Annotated in this window: 26 protein-coding genes and 1 pseudogene; 12 read left to right on the forward strand and 15 right to left on the reverse strand. The window is 60.8% G+C overall.

Features of this window, described 5'->3' with window-relative positions; genetic code table 11:
- Nucleotides 1–29 precede the first annotated feature (29 nt).
- The 9 genes from AC1RP7_RS07195 (at nt 30) to mdoH (ending at nt 11,982) form a co-directional block, all read left to right on the forward strand.
- Entirely contained in the window at nt 30–1,436 is a 1,407-nt protein-coding gene (locus tag AC1RP7_RS07195; RefSeq protein ID WP_008002958.1) for an amino acid permease, read from the forward strand.
- A gap of 17 nt (nt 1,437–1,453) precedes the next feature.
- Nucleotides 1,454–2,659 carry an imidazolonepropionase gene (gene hutI, locus AC1RP7_RS07200; protein ID WP_154861204.1) on the forward strand — a complete coding sequence of 402 codons (1,206 nt, stop codon included), beginning with the start codon at nt 1,454–1,456 and terminating at the stop codon, nt 2,657–2,659.
- A gap of 10 nt (nt 2,660–2,669) precedes the next feature.
- Nucleotides 2,670–3,473, forward strand: coding sequence for an N-formylglutamate deformylase (hutG, locus tag AC1RP7_RS07205; RefSeq protein WP_154861203.1), 804 nt, complete (start codon nt 2,670–2,672; stop codon nt 3,471–3,473).
- Between the two features lie 264 nt (nt 3,474–3,737).
- Complete coding sequence (locus tag AC1RP7_RS07210; RefSeq protein ID WP_493181522.1) at nt 3,738–4,694, forward strand: choline ABC transporter substrate-binding protein; 957 nt, start codon at nt 3,738–3,740, stop codon at nt 4,692–4,694.
- A gap of 161 nt (nt 4,695–4,855) precedes the next feature.
- A complete protein-coding gene (locus tag AC1RP7_RS07215; protein ID WP_493181523.1) occupies nt 4,856–5,773 on the forward strand; it encodes an alpha/beta hydrolase in 918 nt (305 codons plus the stop codon).
- 104 nt (nt 5,774–5,877) lie between these two features.
- On the forward strand, nt 5,878–6,849 hold the full coding sequence (gene pip, locus AC1RP7_RS07220; protein ID WP_493181524.1) for a prolyl aminopeptidase: 972 nt from the start codon (nt 5,878–5,880) through the stop codon (nt 6,847–6,849).
- Complete coding sequence (dtd, locus tag AC1RP7_RS07225; RefSeq protein ID WP_057712378.1) at nt 6,846–7,283, forward strand: D-aminoacyl-tRNA deacylase; 438 nt, start codon at nt 6,846–6,848, stop codon at nt 7,281–7,283. The genes pip and dtd overlap by 4 nt, the downstream gene beginning before the upstream one ends.
- 321 nt (nt 7,284–7,604) lie before the next feature.
- On the forward strand, nt 7,605–9,419 hold the full coding sequence (locus AC1RP7_RS07230) for a glucan biosynthesis protein G (protein ID WP_057712377.1): 1,815 nt from the start codon (nt 7,605–7,607) through the stop codon (nt 9,417–9,419).
- Entirely contained in the window at nt 9,412–11,982 is a 2,571-nt protein-coding gene (gene mdoH / locus AC1RP7_RS07235; RefSeq protein WP_493181525.1) for a glucans biosynthesis glucosyltransferase MdoH, read from the forward strand. Before AC1RP7_RS07230 ends, mdoH begins: the two co-directional genes overlap by 8 nt.
- Here mdoH and AC1RP7_RS07240 read toward each other — a convergent pair.
- From AC1RP7_RS07240 to ubiE, 12 genes and pseudogenes are all read right to left on the reverse strand, one after another.
- Nucleotides 11,970–12,167 (reverse strand): hypothetical protein, encoded by a 198-nt coding sequence (locus AC1RP7_RS07240; protein ID WP_493181526.1) that lies wholly within the window; start codon nt 12,165–12,167, stop codon nt 11,970–11,972. The genes mdoH and AC1RP7_RS07240 overlap by 13 nt on opposite strands.
- A 10-nt stretch (nt 12,168–12,177) precedes the next feature.
- Nucleotides 12,178–13,050 (reverse strand): methyl-accepting chemotaxis protein, encoded by an 873-nt coding sequence (locus AC1RP7_RS07245; protein WP_493181619.1) that lies wholly within the window; start codon nt 13,048–13,050, stop codon nt 12,178–12,180.
- Nucleotides 13,033–14,094: pseudogene (locus tag AC1RP7_RS07250) on the reverse strand (methyl-accepting chemotaxis protein); the annotation flags it as partial. The pseudogene AC1RP7_RS07250 and the gene AC1RP7_RS07245, both read right to left, overlap by 18 nt.
- A gap of 225 nt (nt 14,095–14,319) precedes the next feature.
- Nucleotides 14,320–15,027 carry a 16S rRNA (uracil(1498)-N(3))-methyltransferase gene (locus AC1RP7_RS07255; protein WP_493181527.1) on the reverse strand — a complete coding sequence of 236 codons (708 nt, stop codon included), beginning with the start codon at nt 15,025–15,027 and terminating at the stop codon, nt 14,320–14,322.
- Nucleotides 15,024–15,818 carry a twin-arginine translocase subunit TatC gene (tatC, locus tag AC1RP7_RS07260; protein ID WP_057712372.1) on the reverse strand — a complete coding sequence of 265 codons (795 nt, stop codon included), beginning with the start codon at nt 15,816–15,818 and terminating at the stop codon, nt 15,024–15,026. The genes AC1RP7_RS07255 and tatC overlap by 4 nt, the downstream gene beginning before the upstream one ends.
- Nucleotides 15,815–16,258, reverse strand: a complete 444-nt coding sequence (gene tatB / locus AC1RP7_RS07265; RefSeq protein ID WP_150811974.1) for a Sec-independent protein translocase protein TatB — start codon at nt 16,256–16,258, stop codon at nt 15,815–15,817. The genes tatC and tatB overlap by 4 nt, the downstream gene beginning before the upstream one ends.
- A gap of 10 nt (nt 16,259–16,268) precedes the next feature.
- The gene (locus AC1RP7_RS07270) at nt 16,269–16,541 is read right to left on the reverse strand and encodes a twin-arginine translocase TatA/TatE family subunit (protein WP_057712370.1); all 273 of its coding nucleotides are present in this window, start codon (nt 16,539–16,541) and stop codon (nt 16,269–16,271) included.
- Between the two features lie 25 nt (nt 16,542–16,566).
- Entirely contained in the window at nt 16,567–16,899 is a 333-nt protein-coding gene (locus AC1RP7_RS07275; RefSeq protein ID WP_007975564.1) for a phosphoribosyl-ATP diphosphatase, read from the reverse strand.
- Complete coding sequence (gene hisI / locus AC1RP7_RS07280; protein ID WP_007989281.1) at nt 16,892–17,293, reverse strand: phosphoribosyl-AMP cyclohydrolase; 402 nt, start codon at nt 17,291–17,293, stop codon at nt 16,892–16,894. Before hisI ends, AC1RP7_RS07275 begins: the two co-directional genes overlap by 8 nt.
- Before the next feature lie 81 nt (nt 17,294–17,374).
- Complete coding sequence (gene ubiB, locus AC1RP7_RS07285) at nt 17,375–18,979, reverse strand: ubiquinone biosynthesis regulatory protein kinase UbiB (RefSeq protein ID WP_090452651.1); 1,605 nt, start codon at nt 18,977–18,979, stop codon at nt 17,375–17,377.
- Nucleotides 18,976–19,599: a ubiquinone biosynthesis accessory factor UbiJ gene (locus AC1RP7_RS07290; RefSeq protein ID WP_057712368.1), complete on the reverse strand. Its 624-nt coding sequence runs from the start codon at nt 19,597–19,599 to the stop codon at nt 18,976–18,978. The genes ubiB and AC1RP7_RS07290 overlap by 4 nt, the downstream gene beginning before the upstream one ends.
- Complete coding sequence (gene ubiE / locus AC1RP7_RS07295) at nt 19,599–20,369, reverse strand: bifunctional demethylmenaquinone methyltransferase/2-methoxy-6-polyprenyl-1,4-benzoquinol methylase UbiE (protein ID WP_007975568.1); 771 nt, start codon at nt 20,367–20,369, stop codon at nt 19,599–19,601. The genes AC1RP7_RS07290 and ubiE overlap by 1 nt, the downstream gene beginning before the upstream one ends.
- A gap of 155 nt (nt 20,370–20,524) precedes the next feature.
- On the opposite strand from ubiE, the gene AC1RP7_RS07300 reads away from it, so the two are divergent.
- The 3 genes from AC1RP7_RS07300 to AC1RP7_RS07310 all read left to right on the forward strand — a co-directional run bounded on the left by AC1RP7_RS07300 (nt 20,525) and on the right by AC1RP7_RS07310 (nt 22,315).
- The gene (locus AC1RP7_RS07300) at nt 20,525–20,800 is read left to right on the forward strand and encodes a polyhydroxyalkanoic acid system family protein (RefSeq protein ID WP_150811973.1); all 276 of its coding nucleotides are present in this window, start codon (nt 20,525–20,527) and stop codon (nt 20,798–20,800) included.
- Between the two features lie 245 nt (nt 20,801–21,045).
- Complete coding sequence (locus AC1RP7_RS07305; protein WP_493181528.1) at nt 21,046–21,468, forward strand: phasin family protein; 423 nt, start codon at nt 21,046–21,048, stop codon at nt 21,466–21,468.
- A 10-nt stretch (nt 21,469–21,478) separates the two neighbouring features.
- The gene (locus AC1RP7_RS07310) at nt 21,479–22,315 is read left to right on the forward strand and encodes a phasin family protein (RefSeq protein WP_154861190.1); all 837 of its coding nucleotides are present in this window, start codon (nt 21,479–21,481) and stop codon (nt 22,313–22,315) included.
- A gap of 192 nt (nt 22,316–22,507) precedes the next feature.
- Here AC1RP7_RS07310 and AC1RP7_RS07315 read toward each other — a convergent pair whose 3' ends face one another.
- The 3 genes from AC1RP7_RS07315 to phaZ form a co-directional block, all read right to left on the reverse strand.
- The gene (locus AC1RP7_RS07315; RefSeq protein WP_493181529.1) at nt 22,508–23,128 is read right to left on the reverse strand and encodes a TetR/AcrR family transcriptional regulator; all 621 of its coding nucleotides are present in this window, start codon (nt 23,126–23,128) and stop codon (nt 22,508–22,510) included.
- Nucleotides 23,129–23,187: 59 nt separating this feature from the next.
- Nucleotides 23,188–24,870: a class II poly(R)-hydroxyalkanoic acid synthase gene (gene phaC, locus AC1RP7_RS07320; RefSeq protein ID WP_090452657.1), complete on the reverse strand. Its 1,683-nt coding sequence runs from the start codon at nt 24,868–24,870 to the stop codon at nt 23,188–23,190.
- A gap of 115 nt (nt 24,871–24,985) precedes the next feature.
- On the reverse strand, nt 24,986–25,840 hold the full coding sequence (gene phaZ / locus AC1RP7_RS07325; protein WP_057712363.1) for a poly(3-hydroxyalkanoate) depolymerase: 855 nt from the start codon (nt 25,838–25,840) through the stop codon (nt 24,986–24,988).
- Between the last annotated feature and the right edge of the window lie 59 nt (nt 25,841–25,899).

Below are 25,899 nucleotides of genomic sequence, written 5' to 3' on the forward strand. Positions count from 1 at the left end.
CGTCGGATAACAATAATTAGGGACGAGAAATGCAACAGCCAGAAAAAGGTTTGAAACGCGGGCTCTCTGCCCGACATATTCGCTTCATGGCGCTGGGGTCGGCAATCGGCACCGGGCTGTTTTATGGATCTGCCTCGGCCATTCAAATGGCCGGTCCTGCGGTACTGCTCGCTTACCTGATCGGTGGCGCGGCGGTGTTCATGGTCATGCGCGCCCTCGGTGAGATGGCGGTGCACAACCCGGTGGCCGGCTCTTTCGGCCAGTACGCCAGCACCTACCTGGGGCCGATGGCGGGCTTCATCCTCGGTTGGACCTACGCATTCGAAATGGTCATCGTCGGCATGGCCGATGTCACTGCATTCGGTATCTACATGGGCTTCTGGTTTCCGGAGGTTTCCCGCTGGATCTGGGTGCTGGGTGTCGTTTCCATCGTTGGCGGCCTGAACCTGTGCAACGTCAAAGTCTTCGGTGAAATGGAGTTCTGGTTGTCGCTGCTCAAGGTCGCCGCCATCGTCGCGATGATCCTGGGTGGTTTCGGCATCATGTGGTTCGGCATCAGCTCGGCCCCCGGCCAAGCGACCGACATCAGCAACCTCTGGAGCCACGGCGGTTTCATGCCCAATGGCATGGGCGGTCTGATCGCTTCGTTCGCGGTGGTGATGTTTGCGTTTGGCGGTATTGAGATCATCGGCGTAACGGCAGGTGAAGCCAAAGACCCGCAGCACGTGCTGCCCCGGGCGATCAATGCTGTACCGTTGCGGATCCTGCTGTTCTATGTGCTGACGATGCTGGTGCTGATGTCGATCTTTCCATGGCAGCAGATCGGCAGCCAGGGCAGCCCGTTCGTGCAGATTTTCGACAAGCTGGGGATCAGCTCGGCGGCCACCATCCTCAACATCGTGGTGATCACGGCGGCGATTTCGGCGATCAACAGTGACATCTTCGGCGCTGGCCGCATGATGTTCGGTCTGGCCCAGCAAGGGCATGCACCCAAAGGCTTCGCGCGCCTGTCGCGCAATGGCGTGCCATGGATGACGGTCGTGGTGATGAGTGCCGCGTTGTTGCTGGGCGTGCTGCTGAACTACCTGATCCCGGAAAACGTGTTCCTGCTGATCGCTTCCATCGCGACCTTTGCCACCGTGTGGGTCTGGCTGATGATTCTGGTGACCCAAGTGGCCATGCGCCGGTCCATGAGCGCCGAGCAGGTTGCACAACTGAAGTTTCCGGTACCGCTCTGGCCTTATGCGCCGGCGGCGGCGATTGCCTTCATGCTGTTCATTTTCGGCGTGCTGGGCTATTTCCCGGACACCCAGGCAGCGCTGATCGTCGGCGTGGTCTGGATCGTGTTGCTGGTGCTGGCTTACCTGACGTGGGTGAAACCGGCGGCGGGCCAGGCAGCCCTGGTGACGCAGGATCCTACTTTTTCTCATCGATAACCTAATGGAGGCCAAGGATGAAAACTCTCTGGCAACACTGTCACGTCGCAACCATGGCACAAGGCGTCTACTCGATCATCGAGGATGCGGCCATCGTGACGTCAGGAGCGCACATTGAGTGGATCGGCCCGCGCGGTGAGTTGCCGGCGGGCGAGTACCCGGCCGTCAATGATTTGAACGGGGCTTGGGTCACGCCGGGCCTGATCGACTGCCACACTCACACGGTGTTCGGCGGTAACCGCAGCGGTGAATTCGAACAGCGCCTGCAAGGCGTCAGCTACGCGGAAATCGCCGCCAGTGGCGGCGGTATCGCCAGCACCGTACGCGCCACCCGCGCAGCCAGCGAAGATGAACTGTTCGCCAGTGCCGCCAAGCGCCTGAAAAGCCTGATGCGTGATGGCGTTACCAGTATCGAAATCAAGTCCGGCTACGGCCTGGACCTGGCCAGCGAGCGCAAGATGCTGCGTGTGGCCCGTCGCCTCGGCGCCGAACTGCCGGTCAGCGTGCGCAGCACCTGCCTGGCGGCTCACGCCTTGCCGCCGGAGTACAAGGATCGCGCTGACGACTATATCGATCACATCTGCGCCGACATGCTCCCGGCCCTGGCTGCCGAAGGGCTGGTCGACGCCGTGGATGCGTTTTGCGAGTACCTGGCGTTCTCCCCGGCGCAGGTCGAGCGGGTGTTCATTACCGCCCAGGCACTGGGCCTGCCAGTGAAGCTGCACGCCGAGCAGTTGTCGTCGCTGCATGGCTCGAGCCTGGCGGCGCGCTATCACGCGTTGTCCGCCGATCACCTGGAGTTCATGACCGAGGACGACGCCATCGCCATGGCCAAGTCCGGTACGGTCGCGGTGCTGTTGCCCGGCGCCTTTTACTTCCTGCGTGAAACCCAATTGCCGCCGATGGAAGCCCTGCGCAAGCACGGCGTGAAAATCGCCATCGCCAGCGACCTCAACCCGGGCACCTCGCCGGCGCTGTCGTTACGCCTGATGCTGAACATGGCTTGCACCTGCTTCCGCATGACCCCGGAAGAAGCCCTGGCCGGCGCGACGATTCATGCCGCCACCGCGCTGGGCATGGCCGATACTCATGGTTCGCTGGAGGTCGGCAAGGTCGCGGATTTTGTCGCCTGGCAAATCGATCGTCCGGCCGACCTGTGTTACTGGCTGGGCGGCGACCTGGAAAAACGCGTCGTGCGCCACGGCGTCGAATCAAGTCTGTAGGAGATCTGTTGTGGATAAGGTTCTGAACTTCAAACAAGGCCACGTACCGCTGCTGATCAGCATGCCCCACGCCGGTGTGCGCCTGACGCCTGCGGTCGAAGCCGGATTGATCCCTGACGCGAAAAGCCTGCCGGACACCGACTGGCACATCCCGCAGCTATACGACTTCGCCGCGGAACTGGGTGCAAGCACCCTGGCGGCCGAGTACTCGCGGTTCGTCATCGACCTTAACCGACCGTCCGACGACAAGCCTTTGTACGTGGGCGCGACCACCGGCCTGTACCCGGCGACGCTGTTCGACGGCATTCCGTTGTTCCGCGAAGGGCTGGAGCCTTCTGCCGATGAGCGCGCGACTTATCTGGAGCAGATCTGGACGCCGTACCACAGCACCTTGCAGCAGGAACTGGCGCGACTGAAGGCCGAGTTCGGCTATGCGCTGCTGTTCGATGCGCACTCGATCCGCTCGATCATCCCGCACCTGTTCGACGGCAAGTTGCCGGACTTCAACCTCGGCACCTTCAACGGCGCCAGTTGCGATCCACAGCTTGCGACCCGACTGGAAGCGATCTGCGCGCTTCACGACAACTACACCCACGTACTCAACGGGCGCTTCAAGGGCGGGCACATCACCCGCCATTACGGTAATCCGGCCGAGAACATCCACGCGGTGCAACTGGAGTTGGGGCAGTGCACCTACATGGAAGAGTTCGAGCCGTTCCGCTATCGCCCGGATCTGGCGGAACCGACGCGGTTGGTGCTCAAGGAGTTGCTGCAAGGCTTGCTGGCCTGGGGTGAAAAACACTACAAGCGCTAAAGCCTGACGCGTAACCCTGTGGGAGCGAGCTTGCTCGCGATAGCGGTCTGTCTGTTGCATCTATGTCGACTGATCCACCGCCATCGCGAGCAAGCTCGCTCCCACAGGTAAGTGTTCATTTTGAAAGCGCGACGTAACAGTCGCCACCGTGCAAAACACGGTCGCCACAGGTCGCTTTTACCGCTCGTCTGCTGCGTAATGTTCTGGCCACGGTGCACAAAGACACCGACCTCACAATAATCGCTGCCGCACGAGATGCTCTCTATGACAAGCACCAAAGGTTTGTTCGCCCGCTGTCTCTCAATCCTCTGCGGCACGGCTCTCCTGAGCACCGGCGCCCTGGCCGCTGACGACGCCTCCTGCAAAACAGTGCGCATGGGCGTGGTCAACTGGACCGATGTGATCGCCACCAGTGGCATGGCCGACGTGTTGCTCAATGGCCTCGGCTACGAAAGCAAACAGACCAGCGCCGTTCAGCAAATCATCTTCGCCGGGATCCGCGACAAGCGCCTGGACATTTTCCTTGGTTACTGGAAACCGGCGATGGACAAAAACATCGCGCCGTTCCTGGCCGCCAATCAAGTCAAAGTCATGGACAAGCCGAGTCTGGCCGATGCCCAGGCCACCCTTGCAGTCCCTGACTATGTAGAAGCGGCGGGCCTGAAGACCTTCTCCGACATCGCCAGATTCAAGGATCAGCTTGGCGGCAAGATCTACGGCATCGAGCCGGGCAGCGGCGCCAACACCACGATCAAGACCATGATCGAAACCAATCACTTCGGCCTGAAGGATTTCAAACTGATCGAGTCCGGTGAAGCCGGCATGCTCGCCGCCGTACAGCGCGCCGTGAATCGCAAGGAGTTCGTGGTGTTCGTCGGTTGGACTCCACACCCGATGAACATCAACATGAAGATCGCCTACCTGAGCGGCAGCGAGGACGTGTACGGCCCGAATGAAGGTGCAGCGACCGTTTCCACCGTAACCGCGCCGGATTACGCCCAGCGCTGCCCAAACGTCAATCGACTGCTGGAAAACCTGACCTTCACCGCCGCCCAGGAAAGCCAGTTGATGGTGCCGATCATGGAGCGCCAAACGGCTCAGGATGTCGCGAAAAAATGGCTGCGCGAGCATCCGGAAGATCTCCAGCGCTGGCTGGCGGGTGTCAGCAGTTTTGATGGCAAGGATGGCGTGGCCACGGTTCAGGCCAGTCTGAAGAACTGACACCTTTCCAGATGTTTGCAAAACCTGTGGGAGCGAGCTTGCTCGCGATGGCGCCCTCACATTCAACATCTATGTTGCCTGTCAGTTCGCAATCGCGAGCAAGCTCGCTCCCACAGGTCATAAGTACGTCTTAAAAACCTGAACAGGCTTGCACCAGTCTTATGGCTCCTTATCCGCTCTCTGAACAAATGACGGCATTCGTCGACAGAACCCTGAGTTTCAATAGCACCGACAGCAGTATCACCGGATTGCGCCAGGCCTACAGCGAGATGTGCCGGGCATTCACGCCGCCGCGTCCCGCCGGGTTGTATGTGGTCGATTTCGAGTTGGCGGGGGTTGCCGTTCGTTCGTATCAGCCGCCGGTTTCACCTTCTGCTGGTGGCGTGCCGTGCATCGTCTATCTACATGGCGGGGGCTGGGTGGTGGGGGATCTGGATTCCCACGACTTCATTTGCGCGGAACTGGCCTCGACCCTCGGCGTGTTGGTGATCGCCGTCGATTACCGCCTGGCGCCGGAACATCCGTTTCCGGCGGCCTTCGACGATTGCCTCAAAGTCTGGCGGGCGTTGCGCACCGGGCCGTTCAAACTTGACCCTGCGCGTACGCTGGTGGCCGGCGACAGTGCCGGTGGCAACCTCGCGGTAGCGTTGTGCCTGGCGCTGCGCGATGCTGGCGAGCCGTTGCCGGCGGCGCAAGTTCTGATCTATCCGGGGTTGGGCGGCGATCAACGGCTGCCGTCGCGCAGTGAGTGCATCGACGCGCCGTTACTCAGCAGCAGTGACGTCGATTGCTATCACGCGCTTTACCTGCAGGGCACCCGCCATCCGAACGCCTACGCCATGCCATTGCTTGCCACGGATTTCAGCAGACTGCCACCGGCATGGATCGCCGTGGCGCAATTGGACCCGTTGCGTGATGACGGCGTGCTGTATGCCGAGCGACTGAGTACTGCCGGCGTTGCTGCCACATTGTACGTCGGCGAGGGTTTGGTCCATGGCTGTTTACGGGCCCGCGGGCAGGTGGCCGAGGTCGATGCGCTGTACGAAACCCTGTTTGGTTATCTTGCGGAAAAACTCTGACTTCGCACGGGCATGCTCATTGACGTAATTCGGGTTTATGATGCCCAACGGCAGAATAATAGAAGTCCCCCCAGGGATGACCTCGACCCCTTACGGAGTGCGCAATGCAGACTTTGTACCCGCAGATCAAACCCCACGCCCGGCACGATCTGGCCGTCGACGAGACCCACACGCTGTATGTCGACGAAAGCGGTTCACCGGAAGGTTTGCCGGTGGTGTTCATCCACGGCGGCCCCGGTGCCGGATGTGATGCCCAGAGTCGGTGCTACTTCGATCCAAATCTTTATCGCATCGTCACCTTCGACCAGCGCGGTTGTGGTCGCTCGACCCCCCACGCCAGTCTGGAAAACAACACCACCTGGGACCTGGTCGCCGACCTCGAGCGGATTCGCCAGCATCTGGGCATCGACAAATGGGTGCTGTTTGGTGGCTCCTGGGGTTCGACCCTGGCGCTGGCCTACGCGCAAACCCATCCTGAGCGGGTACACGGCCTGATCCTGCGGGGGATCTTTCTCTGCCGTCCGCAGGAAATCGAATGGTTCTACCAGGCCGGTGCCAGCCGCCTGTTCCCCGATTACTGGCAGGACTACATCGCGCCGATCCCGCTGGACGAGCGCGACGACTTGCTCGCTGCGTTCCACAAGCGCCTGGTCGGCAATGACCAGATCGCCCAGATGCACGCAGCCAAGGCCTGGTCCACCTGGGAGGGCCGCACCGCGACCCTGCGTCCGAACCCGATGGTGGTCGATCGCTTCTCCGAGCCACAACGTGCCTTGTCGATTGCCCGCATCGAATGCCACTACTTCAGTAACAACGCCTTCCTGGAGCAGAATCAGCTGATCCGCGACATGGGCAAGATCGCCCATTTGCCCGGCGTGATCATTCATGGTCGCTACGACGTGATCTGCCCGCTGGATAACGCCTGGGAATTGCATCAAGCCTGGCCGAACAGCGAATTGCAGGTCATCCGCGATGCCGGTCATGCCGCTTCCGAGCCGGGCATCACCGACGCGCTGGTACGCGCCGCCAATCAGATGGCCCGGCGTCTGCTCGACCTGCCGCCTGAAGAAGCATGAAGGGCCTGTTGCAGCGGGTGCGCGGCGCGCGGGTCGAGGTCGCGGGCGAGATCGTGGGTGCCGTCGATCAGGGATTGCTGGTCCTGGTAGCCGTCGAGCCCGACGATACGCGGGCCAGCGCTGACAAACTCCTTAATAAGCTGCTTAACTATCGGGTATTCAGTGACGCTGAGGGCAAGATGAATCTGTCCTTGGCGGATGTGGGCGGCGGGCTGCTGCTGGTCTCCCAGTTCACTCTGGCTGCCGATACAAAAAACGGGCTGCGTCCGAGTTTCTCGACCGCGGCCCCTCCGGCGTTGGGCGAGGAACTGTTCGACTATCTATTAAGCAAAGCGAAACAGGTGCATGGCACTGTGGCATCAGGTAGATTCGGCGCGGATATGCAGGTGCACCTGGTCAATGATGGCCCGGTAACCTTCCTGTTACAGACCTGAAAGCGCTTGAAACAAGTTTTTGCGTTCATTTCGGCTGAAAACAGGGCTTTTTCGCGATAAATACTTTGTTACCCCTGATGCGTTGTAACGCGGCCTACTAGATAATCCCGCGCTACGGGGATCAGCGTTCGTTGGTCCATTTTGACTTAGGTAGAGACTTGTCCGGATCCGATTGGGGAATCATTTCGCCACAGCGGAGTCGGAACAATGCTCGCCAACTTGGCAAGAGTGGTTTGCAAGGGCGGTTTTTTCATACCGTACACCGTGCAGGCCCTTTAACTGGCCGTTGGTTTTTTGATCTGTTTTCGGCGAGGGTTGCTCGTGATTGTTAGTCCCTGTAACGCACCAAAATTGTCTGCCAAACGGTTACGCAGCGCCCTGGTAGCGGGCTCTGCACTGCTCTGCCTGCTCAGCGCCGGTCAGCTTTGGGCATTCAGTCTGGATGATGTATCGGTCAAGGCAAAAGAACTGGCCGCGCAGAAATTCGAAGCGCCGCGCAGTAACCTGCCGAACGAGTTCCGCGACATGAAATTCGCGGACTATCAGAAAATTCGTTTTCTGACGGAAAAAGCCGAGTGGGCTGACCAGAAGACGCCGTTCAAGCTGTCCTTCTATCACCAGGGCATGCATTTCGATACGCCGGTGAAAATCAACGAAATCACCGCGAACACCGTCGAAGAGATCAAATACGATCCGAGTCGTTTCGACTTCGGCGATATGAAGTTCGATCCAAAGGCCACCGAACAACTGGGTTATGCCGGTTTCCGTGTGCTGTACCCGATCAACAAGGCCGACAAGCAAGACGAAATCATGACCATGCTCGGCGCGAGCTATTTCCGCGTCGTCGGCAAGGGTCATGTCTATGGTTTGTCCGCTCGCGGCATGGCGCTTGATACCGCATTGCCGTCCGGCGAAGAATTCCCGCGTTTCCGCGAGTTCTGGATTCAGCAGCCCAAGCCGGGCGACAAGCACCTGGTGATCTTCGCCCTGCTGGATTCCCCTCGTGCCACCGGTGCCTACCGCCTGACCCTGCGTCCGGGCAGCGACACCATCGTCGACGTCAAGGCGCAGATGTTCCTGCGTGACAAGGTCGGCAAACTGGGCATCGCCCCGTTGACCAGCATGTTCCTGTTCGGCGCCAACCAACCGTCGAAAGTACTGAACTACCGTCGCGAGCTGCACGATTCCAGCGGTCTGGCGATCCATGCCGGCAACGGCGAGTGGATCTGGCGTCCACTGAACAATCCGAAGCACCTGGCCGTGAGCAACTTCAGCGTTGAAAACCCGCGCGGCTTCGGTCTGCTGCAACGTGGCCGCGACTTCAGCCACTACGAAGACCTCGACGACCGCTACGACAAGCGCCCAAGCGCCTGGATCGAGCCGAAGGGTGACTGGGGCAAGGGCACGGTCGACCTGGTCGAGATTCCGACCGCCGACGAAACCAACGACAACATCGTTGCCTTCTGGAATCCGGAAAAATTGCCGGAACCTGGCCAACCGCTCGATGTCGCTTATCGTATGCACTGGACCATGGATGAAGCCTCGATTCACGCGCCGGACAGCGCCTGGGTCAAACAGACCCTGCGCTCCACTGGTGACGTCAAACAGTCCAACCTGATTCGTCAGCCGGACGGCAGCGTTGCCTACCTGGTGGACTTTGAAGGCCCTTCCCTGGCGGCTTTGCCGGCCGAAGCGGACGTTCGCAGCCAGGTCAGCGTCGGCGACAATGCCGAGCTGGTGGAAAACAGCGTTCGCTATAATCCTGAAACCAAAGGCTGGCGCCTGACCTTGCGGTTGAAGATCAAGGATCCGAGCAAGTCCACCGAGATGCGTGCTGCGCTGGTGCAGAACATCGTGCCGGCGGACCTGGCCAAGACTTCGATTCCGTCGTCGAACTCGTCGGTTGCCAAGGCCGACAAGGTTGCCGCCAAGCAACAAGAGAAAGCGGACAAGGAAGCCAGGCAAGCGGAGGCCAAGCAGGCCGAAGCCAAGCCTGTTGCAGATGCCAAGGACAAGGCCAATAAAGACGCCAAGCAGCCTGTCGCTGCCGACGCGGCCCCAGCCACACCGGAATCGGCCCCGACTGAAGAAGTCCTGACCGAGACCTGGAGCTATCAGTTGCCTGCCGATGAGTAACTCTCAAGTACGGCCAGAAACTCTTTCCGAGTATCTGGCGCATCTGCCGATGACCGACCAGCAGCGCGCGGAACTCGCGGGCTGCAGGTCTTTCAGTGAACTGCATGAGCGTCTGTCGTCCTCGACTTTCGACGCGCCAGCCGAGGCCGCCCAGGCTTCGGTCGGCAAGCGCTTGACCCTGAGCACTGCCGAAGAATTGCAGGACGCCGAAATGCTGGTGCTCGACGCCAGCGGTCGCGTCTGCCTTAAGGCGACCCCACCGATTCGTCGGACCAAGGTCGTGCCGGAGCCGTGGCGCACCAATATTCTGGTGCGCGGCTGGCGGCGTCTGACCGGTCGCACCAATCCGCCGAAGCCGCCGAAAGACGAGAACGTGCTGCCGGCCGCGCGCTGGCGCACCGTCGGTTCGATCCGCCGCTACATTCTGCTGGTACTGATGCTCGGTCAGACCATCGTCGCCGGCTGGTTCATGAAAGGCCTCATGCCTTACCAGGGCTGGTCATTCGTCGACCTCGACGAAGTCTTGCACCAACCGTTACTGCAAACCGCCACCCAAGTGCTGCCATATGCATTGCAGACCAGCATCCTGATCCTGTTCGGGATTCTGTTCTGCTGGGTTTCGGCCGGTTTCTGGACCGCGTTGATGGGCTTTCTCGAGTTGCTAACCGGGCACGATAAATACCGCATCTCCGGTAAAAGTGCTGGTAACGAGCCGATTCCAAAGGATGCGCGCACCGCGCTGGTGATGCCGATCTGCAACGAAGACGTGCCTCGGGTATTCGCCGGTCTGCGTGCAACGTTCGAATCGGTCGCGGCCACGGGTGACCTGGACCGCTTCGACTTCTTCGTCCTCAGCGACAGTAACGACGCCGATATCTGCGTCGCCGAGCAACAGGCCTGGCTGGATGTCTGCCGCGAAGCCGGGGGCTTCGGCAAGATTTTCTATCGCCGCCGTCGTCGTCGCGTAAAACGTAAAAGCGGCAACCTCGACGACTTCTGCCGTCGTTGGGGCGGTGACTACAAGTACATGGTCGTACTCGACGCCGACTCCGTGATGAGCGGTGAGTGCCTGACCAGTCTGGTACGCCTGATGGAAGCCACGCCGGACGCCGGGATCATCCAGACCGCGCCGCGTGCGTCGGGCATGGACACCCTTTATGCTCGCATGCAGCAGTTCGCCACCCGCGTGTACGGTCCGCTGTTCACCGCCGGCCTGCACTTCTGGCAGTTGGGCGAATCGCACTACTGGGGCCACAACGCGATCATCCGCATGAAGCCGTTCATCGAGCACTGCGCCCTGGCGCCATTGCCCGGTAAAGGCGCATTCGCCGGTGCGATTCTGTCCCACGACTTCGTCGAAGCCGCGCTCATGCGTCGTGCCGGTTGGGGCGTGTGGATTGCCTACGATCTGCCGGGCAGCTATGAAGAACTGCCGCCGAACCTGCTGGACGAACTCAAGCGCGACCGTCGCTGGTGCCACGGCAACCTGATGAACTTCCGCCTGTTCCTGGTCAAGGGCATGCACCCGGTGCACCGCGCGGTGTTCCTGACCGGCGTGATGTCCTACCTGTCGGCGCCGCTGTGGTTCTTCTTCCTGGTGTTGTCGACCGCGCTGCTGGCGGTCAACACGCTGATGGAACCGCAATACTTCCTCGAACCGCGTCAGCTCTATCCGCTGTGGCCACAATGGCATCCGGACAAGGCGATCGCGCTGTTCTCGACCACCATCGTGCTGCTGTTCCTGCCGAAGCTGTTGAGCATCATCCTGATCTGGGCCAAGGGTGCGAAAGAGTTCGGCGGCAAGTTCAAGGTGACCCTGTCGATGCTCCTGGAGATGCTGTTCTCCATGCTGCTGGCGCCGGTACGGATGATCTTCCACACCCGTTTCGTCCTCGCCGCGTTCCTCGGCTGGGCCGCGACCTGGAACTCGCCACAACGTGACGACGACTCCACGCCGTGGAGCGAAGCGGTCAAGCGCCACGGTCCGCAAACCTTGCTGGGCTTCTTCTGGGCCATGCTGGTGATCTGGCTGAACCCGAGCTTCCTGTGGTGGCTGGTGCCGATCGTCGGTTCGTTGATGCTGTCGATCCCGGTGTCGGTGATCTCCAGCCGTGTCGGCCTGGGCCTGAAGTCCCGTGACGAGAACCTGTTCCTGATCCCTGAGGAATACAATCCGCCACAGGCACTGCTGGCGACCGACCAGTACACCCACGAAAACCGCTGGCACGCGCTGAACGACGGCTTCGTCCGCTCGGTGGTCGATCCACAGCAAAACGCCCTGGCGTGCTCGTTGGCGACTTCCCGGCACAATCAGTCCGAGCCGATCGAATGGCTGCGGATCGAACGGGTACGGCATGCAATGAAAGTCGGGCCCGAAGGCCTGACCAACAACGAGCGTGTGCAGTTGTTGAGCGATCCGGTAGCTCTGGCCCGCCTGCATGAGCAGGTTTGGAGCGAGGGCCATCCAGAGTGGCTGGGCGCGTGGCGCAAGTCGGTGAAGGCCGATCCTCACGCGCCGCTGCTGCCGCTCAAGCCGTTGAGCGTACAGCCTCAGTTGGCATAATAAAAAACCCCGCGAAAGCGGGGTTTTTTATGGTTTGAAGTTTGTTCTTGAGCTTGCACCAGATTCTGTAACGGCAGCGTCTGGTCGATCGCTTTCACTTTGGCGTTCATGCGATTAGCGAAACTGTCGAGCCCTGTGGGCTTGCCCGCGAAGGCATCACCTCGGTCTTTGGTAGGCCGAGGCATACGGATCACCTCAAACCCTGAACTTGCCCACCAACATCTGCAAATGCGTCCCCAACCGCGCCAGCTCAACGCTGGACGCTGCCGTCTCTTCACTCGCCGCCGACGTCTGATCCGACACATCCCGCACATTCAGCAAGCTGCGGTTGATCTCCTCCGCCACGGCGCTTTGCTGTTCGGCAGCCGCGGCGATCTGCTGGTTCATCGCCTGGATCGCCGACACCGTGCGGGTGATGCTTTCCAGTGAACCGCCGGCACGGCGGGTCAGTTCGACGCTGCTGTCGGTCAGGGTGCGGCTGTTGTCCATGATGGTCGCCACTTGCTGGGTGCCGTTTTGCAGGCCGACGATCAGCTCTTCGATCTCTTCGGTGGACTTCTGTGTGCGCTGGGCCAGGCTGCGGACTTCGTCTGCCACCACGGCAAAACCACGGCCGGCCTCACCGGCACGGGCGGCTTCAATCGCGGCGTTGAGGGCCAGCAGGTTGGTTTGCTGGGCCACGGACTTGATCACGTCGAGCACGCTGCCGATCTTGTCGCTTTCGCGCTTGAGTTCGCCCATGGCCTCGGTGGAGTGACCGACTTCCGCGGCCAGGCGTTCGATCTGGGCGATGGCTTCGCCGACGACTTTGTCGCCCTCCCGGGCCTGCTGATCGGCGGCGACGGCGGCTTCGGAGGCTTCTTCGGCGTTGCGCGCAACTTCCTGCACGGTGGCGGCCATTTCGTTCATGGCGGTTGCGACCTGATCGGTTTCGACCTTCTGACTGTTGACCCCGGCGCTGGTCTGCTCGGTGACGGCAGACAGCTCTTCAGCGGCGCTGGCGATCTGCGTGACGCCATCGCTGATGCCGCCGATCAGTTCGCGCAGCCCTTGGGTCATGCTTTGCATGGCCCGTTGCAACTGGCCGAGTTCGTCGCGGCGCTGCGATGTCAGGTTGTGCGTCAGGTCGCCACTGGCGACGCGCTGGGCCACGATCAGGGTCTGGTTCAATGGAATGATGATCTGTCGGGTGATCGCCCAGGCGGCCAGCAGGCCGAAGGCGATGGCCAGCACGGTGGCGAGGGTCAGCATGTTCTTGGCATGGGCGGCGTCGGTGTCACGCACGACGGTTTGCGAGACGGTGAGTTTCTGGCTCATGTCCAACAGGATGTCGCCTTGGGTGGACATGCGTGCCAGGGCCTTGGCGCTGGCCACCTGGGAGTCGCGGAACTGGCTGACGGCGGCGCGATAGGCCCTCAGCGAGTCAGTTGCCTGTTGCAGGTTGGCGATGTGTTCTTCAGGCAGTTTGGTCGGCAGGCTCTCGAGGTTCTTCAGGGCGTTGTCGATCGCGTCGAGGGCTGGCTGTTCGGCTTCGCTCTTACCGCTGTAGGTGTAGCCGCGAACCTGGAAGCGCGCCTGCTGGATCAGTTTGCTCAGGTCGATCACGCTGTTGAACGCCGCTACGCTGTCGCCTTGCAGCATGGATTTTTCCACTTCGGCGACGCGGGCCACGGCATTGTCGGCAGTGGCGCCGAGCTTGCTGCGGGCGTCTTCACGCTGGGCGCCGGCCTGGGTCATGTCGTTGAAGGCGCGGCGGTATTCGGCGACAGCGGCCAGTTGTTGATCGACCATGGCCGTATCGGCCGGTTGCTCGATCAGGCCGCGGGCGGTCTGCAGGCCGCTATCGAGCTTGCCCAACAGATCGTTGACAGCGCCGGGACCTTGTTCGCCGCGACGCATCTCGTAACCCAGGCGTGCAATGCGCAGGTCCTTGGTCAGGTCGTTGAGGCTGGCGATGAACCCCAGTTTATCGCCACGGCTGGTCACGCCGCTCAGGCCGCTCCAGCCGGTGAAGGTGATCAGCAGGGTCAGCAGCAGCACCAGACCGAAGCCGATCCCCAGCTTGCGTTTGACGCTGACGTTACCCAGATTCTCGGCTAGCCATTGGTACATGCTGAAACTCCCCCGGACCAAACAATGGTTTTATGGGGGCTTTATCGGCAGGAGGGCTGGATTCTGTAGGTGACATCCCCGATGTACGGGCAAGTGATCATCTGTGGCAAATGTTGACCTGTGGGAGCGAGCTTGCTCGCGATGACGTTGTTTCAGGCAACACGGATGTCGACTGTTACTCCGCTATCGCGAGCAAGCTCGCTCCCACAGGGACAGTGTCTGGATTTAAAAGAGGCGTGCCAGCAGCGCGGTCACGGCGGTTTCGACGCGAAGGATGCGCTCGCCCAGTTGCACCGGTTGCAGGCCGGATTTGCCCAGCAGGTCGATCTCGTAGGGAATCCAGCCACCCTCGGGGCCGATGGCCAGGGTCACCGGTTCGCTGAGTGCGCGAGGGCAGGGCGGGTAATTGCCCGGATGCCCCACCAGGCCGAGGGTGCCTTCGGTCATCGCGGGCAGACGGTCTTCGACGAAGGGCTTGAAGCGCTTCTCGATCACGACTTCCGGCAACACGCTGTCCCGCGCCTGTTCCAGGCCGAGGATTAACTGCTCGCGAATCGCCTCTGGCTCCAGGAACGGGGTCTGCCAGAAGCTCTTCTCGACGCGATAGCTGTTGACCAGCACGACCCGTGGCACACCCATGGCCGCCACGGTCTGGAACACCCTGCGCAGCATCTTGGGCCGTGGCAGGGCCAATACCAGGGTCAATGGCAGCTTGGCCGGTGGTGGCTGGTCGAGGGTGACGCGCAATTCCGCTTCGTCGGTGTCCAGGCGCAGCACTTCGGCCGAACCCATCAAACCGCCGATTCGCCCGACGCGCATGCTGTCACCGACTTCGCAGCGGTGGACCTCCTGCATGTGGGTCAACCGGCGATCACGCAGGATCGCGCGGTCGGCCGCAATGAAATCGGCCTCTTCGAGCAGCAGCAGGTTCACGCTTGGGTCGCTGGCGGCTGGTCGTTGTGATCGTCAGCTGGTTGGTCTTCCGGATGGTCGCCGCGCTTGCTGATCAGGCTGCCGAACAGGATGCCGATCTCGAACAACAGCCACATCGGAACGGCCAGCAGGGTCTGCGAGAAGATGTCCGGTGGTGTCAGGATCATGCCGACCACGAAGCAGCCGATGATCACGTACGGACGGATTTTCTTCAGGTATTTGACATCGACCACGCCGATCCACACCAGTAGCACCACGGCCACCGGAATCTCGAACGCTACGCCAAAGGCGAAGAACAGCGTCATGACGAAATCGAGGTAGCTGGTGATGTCGGTCATCATTTCCACGCCGGCCGGGGTGGCGGCAGCGAAGAACTTGAAGATCAGCGGGAACACCAGGAAATAGGCGAAGGCCATGCCGGCGTAAAACAGAAAGATGCTGGAGACCAGCAAGGGCACGGCGATGCGCTTTTCATGCTTGTACAGGCCGGGGGCGATGAAACCCCAGATCTGGTGCAGGATCACCGGAATGGCCAGGAACAGCGAGACCATCATCGTCAGCTTCAGTGGCGTCAGGAACGGCGACGACACGTCAGTGGCAATCATCGTCGCGCCAGCGGGCAGGTACGCGCGCAGCGGCGTGGAGACGAAGGTGTAGATCTGCTGGGTGAAGGCGAACAGCCCGGCAAAGATGATGAAGATCGCCGCTACGCAGCGCAGCAGGCGGGTACGCAACTCGGTGAGGTGCGAAACCAGCGGCATGTGCTGGTCGTTTTCAGGGAGATCGCTCATGGGGCTCGCGGCGGCAAAGTGGTGTCATTGGGCGCTGGCGTTGTCGGCGCGGCGGCTGGAGCAACGGGTTCAACCGGCATCGCTGCCACAACAGGCGCAGGTTCCGCCGTCGGAGCAGGTGTCGGGTCGACAGCCGCGGCAGGCGCAAGAATCGTCTGCGTACCCACATGCTCCACCGGTGTCGGCTCCTGCTGGGTCGGCGTGAAGATTTTCCGCGCCTCCTGCTCAAGCGACAGGATGTGCTCGTTGTGCAGTTGCCGACGAATCTCGTCGGCACCGATTTCACGTTCAACTTCCTGTTTGATTGCGTTGAAGCTGCGCTTCAGGCGCCCGACCCACAGGCCAGCGGTGCGCGCAGCGCCCGGCAAGCGCTCGGGACCCAGCACCAGCAGGGCGACGAGGCCGACGAGCAGCAGTTCAGAGAAGCTGATACCAAACATTAGTCAGTGCTCACACGTCTTTGCGGATCGGCTCTTCGACTTTCTGTGCCTGCACGTCGATGGTGTGCGGCTGGTTCACGGATGCCTGTGGCTGAACCGGAGGAACCGGTTGGGCCGGGGTCGCGTTCGGGTCGGCCGGTTTTTCATCGTCGTTCATGGCTTTGCGGAAGCCCTTGATCGACTCGCCGACGTCAGTGCCGAGGTTTTTCAGTTTCTTGGTGCCGAACACCAGTACCACGACAACCAGGATGACGACCCAGTGTTTCCAGTCAAAAATGCCCATGCTGCTGCTCCTCTCTAATAGTTATTCAGGCGGACGGGCGCGAGGCTTTCTCGGCGTGTCCGGAGAGACCGAAACGACGGTCCAGTTCATCGAGTACAGCCTGTGGATGCTGCCCCAATTGGGCGAGCATGACCATGCTGTGGAACCACAGGTCGGCGGTTTCGTAGATCACATCGCTGCAGTCGCCGCTGACGGCGGCGTCCTTGGCGGCGATGATGGTTTCGACCGACTCTTCGCCGACTTTTTCCAGAATCTTGTTCAAGCCCTTGTGGTACAGGCTGGCGACATACGAGCTGTCGGCGGCGGCGCCTTTGCGCTCCTCCAGTACCTCGGCGAGGCGGGTGAGAGTGTCACTCATGTTTGTGCCCTGCGGAATAGATGGCGTGCGGATCTTTCAGGACCGGGTCGACGGTTGTCCAGTCGCCGTTCTCATAGACGCGGTAGAAGCAGCTCTGGCGGCCGGTATGACAGGCGATGTCGCCGATCTGCTCGACCATCAGGATGATGACGTCGGCGTCGCAGTCCAGGCGCATCTCGTGCAGGGTTTGCACATGGCCGGACTCTTCGCCCTTGCGCCACAGCTTGCCACGGGAACGTGACCAGTAAATGGCACGGTTCTCGGCAGCGGTCAGTTCCAGTGCTTCGCGGTTCATCCAGGCCATCATCAGGACGCGCCCGGTCTTGTGATCCTGGGCAATGGCCGGCACCAGGCCGTCAGCGTCCCACTTGATCTCGTCCAGCCAGTTTTTCATCTTCGACTCCGACAGCGGGCTCGACACTTCAATAGCCGAGCTCAGGCGTTCAAACAGTGTGCCAGTCGTTCACACAACTGGCTATCGGCGCACGACCAGATACAAACCGACCGCCATCATGATTCCCGCCGGCCAATAGGCCAACTGGTTCAGCGGTCCGCCAGCGGCAAGGACGGCGCCACCGGCCAGATGGGCCGTACCGAGCAGGCGCAGGAACCAGTCGTCACGGCGTCGACGCCACGGTGGCGGCGGGTCGTAGGCGTGGGGTTGGGACATGCGTTCGAGCAGGTCGCGGGCCATGTTGGCCAGGTGCGGGATCTGTTCGAATTGGCTGTGCACGTTGCCGAGCAGGGCTTTGGGGCTGACCCGCTCGCGCATCCAGCGTTCGAGGAATGGCTGAGCGGTGTTCCACAGATCGAGGTCCGGGTACAGCTGGCGGCCCAGGCCTTCGATGTTCAACAGGGTTTTTTGCAGCAGGACCAACTGCGGCTGCACTTCCATGTTGAAGCGGCGCGCAGTCTGGAACAGGCGCATCAGCACCTGACCGAAGGAAATATCTTTTAACGGTTTTTCGAAGATCGGCTCGCACACGGTACGGATCGCCGCTTCGAATTCGTTGAGCTTGGTTTCCGCCGGCACCCAGCCCGAATCGATGTGCAACTGCGCCACGCGACGGTAATCGCGCTTGAAGAAGGCGAACAGGTTGCGCGCCAGGTAATCCTGGTCTTCCGGGGTCAGGCTGCCGACGATGCCGCAGTCGATCGCAATGTACTGCGGGCTCCACGGACTCACGGTGCTGACGAAAATGTTGCCGGGGTGCATGTCGGCGTGGAAGAAACTGTCGCGGAACACCTGGGTGAAGAAAATCTCCACGCCACGCTCGGCGAGCATTTTCATGTCCGTGCGCTGGTCGGCCAGAGTCGCCAGATCGGTAACCTGAATACCGTAGATGCGTTCCATCACCAGCACTTTCGGCCGGCACCAGTCCCAATAGACTTGCGGGACGTACAGCAGCGGCGAGCCGTCGAAGTTGCGCTTCAACTGGCTGGCGTTGGCCGCCTCGCGCAGCAGGTCGAGTTCGTCGTAGATGGTTTTTTCATAATCGCTGACCACGTCCACCGGGTGCAGCAGGCGCGCATCGGCCGAGAGTTTTTCGGCGGCGCGGGCGAGGATGAACAGCCACGCCAGGTCCTGGGCAATCACCGGTTTGAGGCCCGGGCGGATCACCTTGACCACCACTTCTTCACCGGTTTTCAGTTGCGCGGCGTGTACCTGCGCCACCGAGGCCGAGGCCAGCGGTTCGACGTCGAAACGGCTGAAGACTTCGCTGATTTTCTTACCCAGCTGTTCTTCGATCAGCTTGACCGACACTTGCGAGTCGAATGGCGGTACGCGGTCCTGCAGCTTCATCAGTTCGTCGGCGATGTCCTCGGGCAACAGGTCGCGGCGAGTGGACAGGATCTGCCCGAACTTTATGAAGATCGGCCCCAGGTCCTGCAACGCCAGGCGCAAACGCGCGCCACGGCTCAGGTCCAGGGTTTTGCGCGGGAACCAGCGCCACGGCAAGGCGTAACGCAGCGCCCGCAAGAACCAGGGCAGCGGCAGGGCGAACAGCAGGTCATCGAGGCGGTAGCGGATCACGACGCGCTGGATGCGCAACAGACGGCGGACGGCAAGCAGCTTCATGCGTTATCGCTTGGGTCGAGGGATCGGGAAAGGCGCTCGAAACGCGCCTCGAGACGTTCAAGATCAAGCTTGATCTGGTCCAGCTCACTGAATCGGGCTTCGGCTTCGCGCTGACCGACAAGGGTGCGCGATTCTTCGGCCAGGTACTCACCTAGGTTCTGGTTGAGGCTGGCGAACCCTTGCTGATACCAGCGGGCGCGGCTGCGCAGGTGACCGCCGACCAGTTGCGTGGCCACAGGTCCCAGCCAGCGCGAGAGTTCGTACTCCCAATCCAGTTCCAGGTCCTGGAGGATCGCCGCCAGTTCCAGCAGCACGCCGCTGTCGCCGTCGAGTTCGACTTCAGGGGCGTGCAGGACCGAGGTCTTGTCCTTGCTCATCGCCAGTTTCAACAGGCTCGAGGCCGGTGCACGCAAGGTGCAGTCGGCGCCGGTTTCCCACTGGGAGGCGAGCATCAGACCTTCGTCGCTAGGCAGGATGAACAGTTGCAGCACCGGGCTGCGGCAATCGACGGCAATCACTTTGCCGGTCAAATGCGCCAGCCGCGGCAGCGCCGTGCTGTCGAGACGCAGCACCCGGTTCAGGCCGAGTTCAACGCTGGCGAGCAGGCCGGCGAGCAACATCAGGGCTTGATGCCGCGGTGCAGGGCAACGATGCCTGCGGTCATGTTGTGATAGGTCACGCGGTCGAAACCGGCCTCGACCATCATCGACTTCAGGGTTTCCTGGTTCGGGTGCATGCGGATCGATTCGGCCAGGTAGCGATAGCTTTCCGAGTCGTTGGTGATCAGCTTGCCCATCAGCGGCATGAAGGCGAACGAGTAAGCATCGTAGGCCTTGGACATCAGTGCGTTGGTCGGCTTGGAGAACTCCAGTACCAACAAGCGGCCGCCCGGCTTGAGCACGCGCAGCATCGAGCGCAGGGCATCTTCCTTGTGGGTCACGTTGCGCAGGCCGAAGGCGATGGTCACGCAGTCGAAATGGTTGTCCGGGAACGGCAGTTTTTCCGCGTCGGCCTGGACGAATTCGACGTTGCCGGCCACACCGAGGTCCAGGAGGCGGTCACGACCGACCTTGAGCATGGATTCGTTGATGTCGGCCAACACGACCTGGCCGGTCGGGCCTACCAGGTGCGAGAATTTTCTGGTCAGGTCGCCAGTGCCGCCGGCGATGTCGAGCACGCGGTTACCGGCACGAACGCCCGACAGTTCGATCGCGAAACGCTTCCACAGACGGTGCATGCCGCCCGACAGAAGGTCGTTCATCAGGTCGTACTTGGCGGCTACCGAGTGGAAAACCTCAGCGACTTTTTCCGCTTTCTGGCTTTCCGGAACGTTTTTGAAGCCGAAGTGAGTGGTGGGTTCGGCATCGCTGCCTTTGCGCTGATCAGTCATATCGCTGTCACCAAAAGAGAATGCGCGACATTCTAATCCCCAAGGCATGCTTTGTCTTGGCAAGGCTGAAGGTAAGATGGGCAACCATCGGGACGTTTTGACGCAGCAGAGGTCAAGATGCCTCGGGAAAGCATCCATAAAGCAGGAGTCATTTGATGGCCCGTATTAGTGTTGAACGTGCCCATGGCCTGGGTAAGGAAGCGGCTCGCGAGAAGGCCGACAAGCTGGCGCAGAAACTTTCCGATCAGTATGGCCTGGAGCCGCAGTGGTCCGGCGACACCCTCAACCTCAAGCGCTCGGGTGTGAAGGGTGCGGTGCATGTCAGTGAAGATTCGATCAAGGTCGACGTGGAGCTGGGCCTGATGATGTCGGCCATGAGCGGCATGATCAAAGCGGAAATCGAAAAGGCGCTCGACAAGGCCCTGGCCTGATTTCCAGCTGTAATGAGATCCCCTGTGGGAGCGAGCTTGCTCGCGATGGCGCAGTGTCGGTCGACATTAATTTTGACTGATGAATCGCTATCGCGAGCAAGCTCGCTCCCACAGTTTTTTGCGTGGCGCTCTCAAAGGTTTATGTCATTTGTTAGGGTGCCGTTTCTAATTTTTCTCCCTACTTTGTGCCAGAGCCCGACACTTTCCCGGGCAGTTCCTCAAACCTTCTGCGCGTGAGGTGCACCATGGCCAAAGTTATTTTGAAGAAAACAATCGACCCGTCGACCGGCACACTGGGCGACGTCAAATCCTATGCCCGCAAGATCTGGCTGGCAGGCCTGGGTGCCTACGCCAAGGTCGGCCAAGAGGGCAGCGAGTACTTTCAAGAGCTGATCAAGGCTGGTCAGGTTGTTGAAAAGAAAGGCAAAAAGGTAGTCGCTGAGAAGCTTGAAGCGGCCAATGCCGAGATCGATGAAGCCAAGAGTGAAGTCAGCACTTTCAAAGGCAAGGTCGAGGTTCAACTCGACAAGGTCGAGAAGGCGTTCGACACGCGTGTCGCAAGTACCTTGAATCGTATCGGTATTCCGTCTAAACATGACGTTGAGACACTCTCTGCTAAGCTCGATGAGCTGACGGCATTGCTCGAACGTGTCGCGCGTAAATCTTAAGGAGAACGGGATGGCTGTTAAAAAGAAAACCGAAAAAGAAGGCAGCTCGTGGATCGGGAAGGTTGAAGATTACTCCCGAAAAATCTGGCTGGCTGGTTTAGGCGTGTACTCGAAGATCGACACTGACGGCAGCAAACTCTTCGATGCATTGGTTAAGGACGGCGAGAAAGCCGAGAAGCTCACCAAGAGCGCTGTTGGCAAGACTGTCGACGCCGCCAAGGACTCCGCTTCTTCGGCCAAGTCGCGCATCAGCGGCGTGAAAGATCGCGCACTGGGCAAGTGGGATGAGCTGGAAGGTGCTTTCGACAAGCGTCTGAACAGCGCCATTTCGCGTCTGGGCGTACCGAGCCGCAACGAGGTCAAGGCACTGCACAGCAAGGTCGAAACCCTGACCAAGCAAATCGAAAAACTGACCGGTGCCAAGGTTGCGCCTGTTGCGGCGAAAACCGCGGCAGCCAAACCTGCTGCCAAAACCGCAGCCAAGCCACTGGCAAAAGCAGCGGCTAAACCTGCTGCCAAGCCTGCGGCTAAAACTGCAGCCGCCAAACCGGCCGCAGCCAAACCTGCAGCCAAGCCGGTGGCTGCAAAAGCCGCCGCTAAACCAGCGGCTAAACCGGCCGCCAAGCCTGCAGCGAAAACTGCAGCGGCCAAACCTGCTGCGGCGAAAAAACCAGCGGTGAAAAAGCCGGCAGCTCCAAAGGCCGCCGCGCCAAAACCAGCAGTGGCAGCTGCCAAACCGGCAACGCCGGCAGCTCCGGTCAGCGCTTCGAACTCCGCTACCGCACCGACCCCTGCGGTCACCCCGACTGTCGCGCCAGCTCCATCGACGCCAACCAGTCAGTCCTGATTTTCAGGGCTCAAGAAAACGCCCGGCCTGTGAAGGTCGGGCGTTTTTGTTTGTGTGCGAATCTCTGACCGACACAAGCCCAATGTGGGAGCGAGCTTGCTCGCGATGAGGCCATCACATTCAACATTGATGTTGGCTGATCCGCCGCCATCGCGAGCAAGCTCGCTCCCACAGGGTTGGTGGGTGTCAGGGTTATTCGTGGTCTTCCAGGTACTCCATCGCCATCTGTTCGGTCGCAGACTTCATCGATGGCAGCAGGTGCGGCGCCACCAGCATCATGATCTGGTAAACCACCAATCGCACCTCGCCCTGACGATCAAGAATCCGCTGATAGTCCAGTGAGAAAAGCAGCGTCATGGTGATCTGCTCCACCAGTTGCCCCAGTGCCTGGGTATCGCTGACCAGCAGCCCTTGCGCCTTCAATCGTGCCAGCAGCGACGCCAGTGTGCGCTTGAGTGCATTGAGCAGGTTGCGAATGCCCTTGGCCAGTTTCGGCAGGCGCCCGGCGAGGTTCGACAGATCCTGGAACAGGAACCGGTAGTGGGACAGGCGTTCGACGATCAGGTGCAGGAACAGCCAGTATTCTTCGGGTGCCAGTTCGGCATCGGCCGGTGGATCGAGCAAGGGGGCCAGTTCGCCCTGGAAACGCTCGAACAGCCCGAGAATCAGAGGCTCCTTGCCGTGGAAGTGGTAGTAGAGGTTGCCCGGGCTGATACCCATCTCATTGGCAACTTCCATGGTGGAGACATTCGGTTCGCCCTTCTGATTGAACAACTGCAGGGCACATTCGAGGATCCGGTCGCGGGTTTTCATCCAGTCTTCTTAATGATCGGGTCTTGCCACGGCCGACAGTGGCCGTGGCTCGTTGAACGTCAGCGCACGCGCACGTAAGTACCGGGTGCTGCCTCCATCGGTGGATAGTTCTGGTTGCCGAGCGCCATGTGGGTTTCCTTCTGCGCACCAGAGCGTTCCTGAATCCAGCCAAGCCATTGGGTCCACCAACTGCCATCGACACGCTTGGCGTCGTAGTACCAGGCCCGTGGGTCGCTGCTGAATTTGCCGTTCTCGACGTAGTTGGCTTTCGGGTTGCTCGGCGGGTTGAGGATGCTCTGCACATGGCCGCTGTTGGACAGCACGAAGCGCCGCTCGCCACCGAGCAACAGCGTCGAGCGATACACTGCGTCCCACGGCGTGATGTGATCGTTGATGCCGGCGACGCTGAAGCTGTCGACGGTGACCTTCTGCAAGTCGATCGGTGTGCCACACACTTCCAGGCCGCCCGGATGAGTCAGCGGGTTGTGCTTGAAAAAGTCCAGCAGGTCACCATGCAGGGCGGCCGGCAGGCGCGTGTTGTCGTTGTTCCAGTAGAGAATGTCGAACGCCGGTGGCTCCTTACCCAACAGGTAGTTGTTGACGAAGTAGCTCCAGATCAAATCGTTGGGGCGCATCCAGGCGAAGACCTTGGCCATGTCACGGCCGTCCAATACACCTTTCTGATAGGAGCGGCGTTTGGCGGCTTCCAGAGTCTGTTCGTCGGCGAACAGCGTTGCGGGGCTGTCCATCTGACTGTCAAGCAGGCTCACCAGGTAAGTTGCGCTGGACACCCTGCGCAGCTGCCGTTTGGCCTGCAGGTGTCCTTGCAGCGCGGCGATGGTCAGACCGCCGGCGCAAGCGCCCATCAGGTTGACCTCCCGTGCGCCGGTGATCGCCCGGCAGACATTCATGGCCTCTTCTACCGCTTCCACGTAGGTCGAGAGCCCCCATTCGCGGTGACGCACATCCGGGTTGCGCCAGCTGATCATGAAGGTTTGCAGACCGTTTTTCAGCGCGTACTGAACGAAGCTGTTGTGGGGGCTCAGGTCGAAAATGTAGTACTTGTTGATTTGCGGCGGCACCACCAGCAGGGGCTTGGAATACTGCTTTTCGCTCATCGGTTTGTACTGGATCAATTCCAGCAGTTCGTTGCGAAACACCACGGCTCCGGTGGAGGTGGCGACCGTCTTGCCAACCTCGAATGCTTGCTTGGTGACTTGCCGGGGCAGGCCGTCGTTGTGCAGCAGATCGTCCACCAAATGGCTGATGCCGCGCACCAGGCTGTTACCGCCGGAATTGAAGAGCTCCTTGACCGCCAGTGGATTGAGCAGGGTGTTGGAGGGTGATACGGCGTCGTTGAGCAAGGTGAACGCAAAGTGGGCACGGGCGCGGTCGTCCGGGCTCATGTCGCTCTCGTCGATCCAGCTCTTGACCTGTTTCTGCCAGCTAAGATAGGCCTGCAGGCTGCGCCGATAAAACGGGTTGAGGCTCCATGCCGGATCGGTGAAACGGGTGTCCTGCGGGTTGGTCGGGTGCAGGGTTTCGCCCAGCAGCACACGACCAAGCTGGCCGCCGAGTTTGAGGGCATGTCGGGCACTGTGCACCGGATTGCGCAAGCCATGGGCGGCCACACTACGCAGGGTCGATAACAGATCCCGACCGCGCAGGCCGGTAATCGCACTCTGTGCATTGATGAACGCGGCGGGAGTCGGTAAGGAATCCCTCGCTGGTTTCTCGCGCATGAGTCAACACTCCTTCGTCTTCAGGCTAAAAACAAACACACCGAACCAGAACACCATAGACGCTGTAACGGGTTGTTGCGCGGCGTGGCGTCCTGCCGGCCGCTGATGCAGCGGTTTAGCTGCCCAATGGCGCCGGACGCGGATGCATCACCGCGCGCTGGCGCTCCTCTTCCAGGAATTTCATGATGATCGGGGCCACCGCTTCGGCCCGGGTAATCAGGAACAAATGCCCGTCATCGATGATGTGCAACTGGGCGTTGGGGATCCGCCAGGCCAGCAAGCGCATGTTGACCAACGGGATCAGCGGGTCATCGTCGCCGGCCAGTACCAGGGTCGGCTGGCGGATCTTGTGCAACCAGTGGATGCTGGTCCAGCCGAGGCCGGCGAACAGCTGCCAGTAGTATCCGAGCTTGCCCGCTGAACGCACCTTGGCCGCATGGCTCGCGGCCAGCGTCGGGTCGCGACGGAAAGCGCCGCCGTAGATCATCGGCGCAATGCGAATCACGTGGGACGGTTGGATGTAGCGTCGCGGGCTGGCCATCATCCACAGCACTTTCGGCTTGCCCGGTACCATCACCGCACCCGCCGCCGTTGCCGCCAGCACGAGTTTCTTGCAGCGCTCCGGATAGTCGTAGGCGAACTGTTGGGCCAGGGCGCCCCCCCAGGACACGCCGATGACGTTGACCTGCCCGTAGTCGAGATAGTCGAGCATCCGCGCCGTGAGCTTCGCAAGGCTCGGAAAACGGTACGGCCGGTTTGGTGTCGACGAACCGCCGACGCCGGGTACGTCGAAGGCGATGACTTCCAGGTCCGGATCCAGTGCAGCGATGAACGGGAACACCAGCTCCAGGTTGGCGCCGATGCCGTTGAATATCAGCAGGGGCGTCAAGTGAGGCTTGCCGGGGCGTACCGCCGTGCGGAGCGTCTGGCCATCCAGATCGACGGTACGGAATATGAAGGGTTGCGGCATGCTTCTGGCCCTGTGGGTCGCTTTCTCAAATTCTTCCTCGACCCCTTTGTGGGAGCGAG

The organism is Pseudomonas sp. GW822-FHT01E03 (assembly GCF_058802985.1).